Source organism: Peptostreptococcus sp., from assembly GCF_977045075.1.
Genome location: NZ_CDRRTB010000137.1, coordinates 1 through 2683, shown reverse-complemented (window position 1 = coordinate 2683; position 2683 = coordinate 1). Strand labels below are relative to the sequence as shown.

3 protein-coding genes are annotated in these 2683 nt (G+C 34.7%); 2 read left to right on the top strand and 1 reads right to left on the bottom strand.

Annotated elements, in window-relative coordinates; all coding sequences use genetic code 11:
• Positions 1-164 precede the first annotated feature (164 nt).
• On the bottom strand, positions 165-800 hold the full coding sequence (locus tag ACW6OJ_RS07970; RefSeq protein WP_456096266.1) for a hypothetical protein: 636 nt from the start codon (positions 798-800) through the stop codon (positions 165-167).
• Between the two features lie 234 nt (positions 801-1034).
• Between ACW6OJ_RS07970 and ACW6OJ_RS07965 the strand changes: the two genes are divergently transcribed.
• Positions 1035-1253, top strand: coding sequence for a hypothetical protein (locus tag ACW6OJ_RS07965; protein WP_314495276.1), 219 nt, complete (start codon positions 1035-1037; stop codon positions 1251-1253).
• 12 nt (positions 1254-1265) lie between these two features.
• Positions 1266-2683, top strand: a 1418-nt coding sequence (gene aroA / locus ACW6OJ_RS07960; RefSeq protein ID WP_456096265.1) for a 3-phosphoshikimate 1-carboxyvinyltransferase, incomplete at its 3' end; no start/stop codon positions are given.

Genomic DNA, 2683 nt, shown 5'->3' with positions numbered 1-2683 from the left:
CTTATTATTTTTTTTTTGACGATTTAAATTATACATGAGATTTGATGTGTGTTCCTATTTTTTTGCAAAAAATTTAGCGTTGGGAGAGAATTTTCTCTCACCAACGCTAAATATTATACAACCTTTATAGAATTATGTTTGCTCTCCTAAGGATAATTATAAGTCTAGTATATATCCATATAGCCTGATGGATGGAAGTAGTATACCTCCCTAGTATTCTTATCTACAAACATACCCATATCTGTCTGAGCATCTGGTAGGAATACATAACCTTCATGTCCCTTTTCCTTCAATACACTATAGGATTCTTCATCTCCCATGTAGTTGTAGTCAAGCTTGTTATTTTTTTCTTTCAAAACATTTAGGGCATCTTCCTTACTAAGACTAGTAGAAGAATTTTTATCCTTATTTGTATCTGGCTGTGAATTACTTGCTAAAGGCTGACTAGAAGCGACTTTATTTTGGCTTACATTTGAGTCTGACCTCTGGTTAGAAGGATTAGACCTACTTACCTTATTTAATACTAGGTCCCTATTTTTGGCCTTATTAGTATTATCTGTATTATTATTTCTTTCAACATCTACTTCATCTATTGTAAGATCTTGGTCACTTGATGTAGGTCTACTATTATCTTCCACAGTAACTAGACTAGTTTCAGGAGTCTTTACCTGGGCATACATTATGTCATTATTGCTACTTGTCTTATTTGTTACCTGATTAGCACTTAAGGCAAAGCCTATACCTCCTATTGATACGATACCAGCCACTACCATCACCATTGTCAATACTTTCTTTTTCATAAAATCACATCCTTTACTTTAAAAAATAAATAAATTTATATTGATGTGTTACTACACCTTTTTAACACTTATTTATACTATTATATTACCATATTTGTTGCTGTTTAAAGATTACAGGCCTGTTATTTACCATTACAGTTCCGTAATCTGTATTACATTTTGTAACAAGTTATCAACTGTGGTATAATTATTTTAACTAAAGAAATTGATTCTATAGAGGAGAAGATAATTGATATGAAAAAGGCTAGAATTAAACAGATTGCAAACTCTTTGATGTTTTCTATCGGTGTTTGTGGTATAGATTACTTGATAAAAAATGGGAACGGAAGCCTAGTTAAACAGTTTGCTAATAATAGGGAAAAAATGACAATATATTACAGCTTATTATTTATAATACTTTTTATTATATGTAATGTTGTTTACGAGAAGATAAGAAAGTATAATTCCAGGTAGTTTGGTGTGATTATGACTAGTAACAAGAGTGTAACTATTAGGAAACTAGACCATGAAGCTAGACAGATAAAACCAATTAAAGAACTAGAGGCCATAAGTTCAAAGTCCTTTATACATAGGGCCCTTATTTGTGCTAGTCTTGCCAAGGGAAGGTCAACCATATACTATAGGGGCTTGTCTGAAGATATTATAGCCACAATAGGAGCCTTAGAAGCATTTGGGGCAAGAATTAGTATAGACAAGGATTATATAAGCCTAGAGCCTATACCAAGTAACCATATAGCGACTTATGAAGATCTTGTAAAGGAGTCTGACACTAAAAGCCTTGACTCTGTACACGGATTCAAGCTTGTAAATTGTGGAGAGAGCGGCTCTACACTTAGGATGTTACTTCCTATGGCTACAAGGCTATCAGATGACTATATATTTACTGGTAAAGAAGGACTTATGGCTAGACCTATAGGAGACTTAACAAGGGTATTGAGAGAGAATGGATCTGACCTATCTTCAGATAGGCTACCAATAAAAATTAGGAATAAATCGAGGCTTATCAAAATCAAAAACAATAAAAGCATAAGCAAATTTAAAATCCGAGGGGATGTATCCTCCCAGTATATATCTGGACTACTGCTAGCAGGCCCACTTATGCATGGAGATACTAGGGTTGATGTATTGGACAAAATAGAATCCAAACCATATATCGATTTGACAAAGGATGTTATGAACTTGTTTGGGGTCGAGGTTGAAGAATTTGATATAAATTTAAAAGATGATATAGATAAAGAGACCATGGAAGCTAGGACTGGGATAGTCAAATCCTATAAGCTGAAATCAGGACAATTTTATAAGCCTTGTAGCATAAGAGCGGAGGCAGATTGGTCAAATTCATGCTTTTTTCTAGCCCTAGGTGCCCTATATGGGGAGATTAGGCTACTTAATTTAGATATGACATCTAGTCAAGGTGATAAGAGGATCATAGAGGTTCTGAAAGGGTATGGAGCAGGTCTGCTTATTAAAGACTCTTATATAGAAGTTAGACCAGGAAAAAGAAGGGCCATCAATCTAGATATTTCAGACACTCCAGACATGCTACCTATACTTGCCATACTAGCTATTTTTGCTGAGGGGCAGAGTTCTTTTATCGGGATTGAAAGGTTAAGGATAAAGGAAAGCGATAGGGTTGAATCGGTTATTAGGATGGTAGAGGATCTTGGTGCTAAGGCCTGGCTAGAAGATAATAAATTAATAGTCTCTGGTGAAGAAAGGATAGAAAAAACAATTTATAGGGTTAATTCATTTAATGACCATAGGATTGTTATGGCTGCGAGTATTGGAGGGTCCCTATTGGGTGGAGACTTGATAATAGAAGGGGCAGAGGCTGTAAACAAGTCTTATCCAGACTTTTTTAAAGACTTGAAAAAAATTGGTTT

What these genes read in the sequence shown, in the direction of transcription:
- ACW6OJ_RS07965 (WP_314495276.1), top strand. Translation starts at nt 1,035, where the DNA reads ATGAAAAAGGCTAGAATTAAACAGATTGCAAACTCTTTGATGTTTTCT.
- ACW6OJ_RS07970 (WP_456096266.1), bottom strand. Translation starts at nt 800, where the DNA reads ATGAAAAAGAAAGTATTGACAATGGTGATGGTAGTGGCTGGTATCGTA.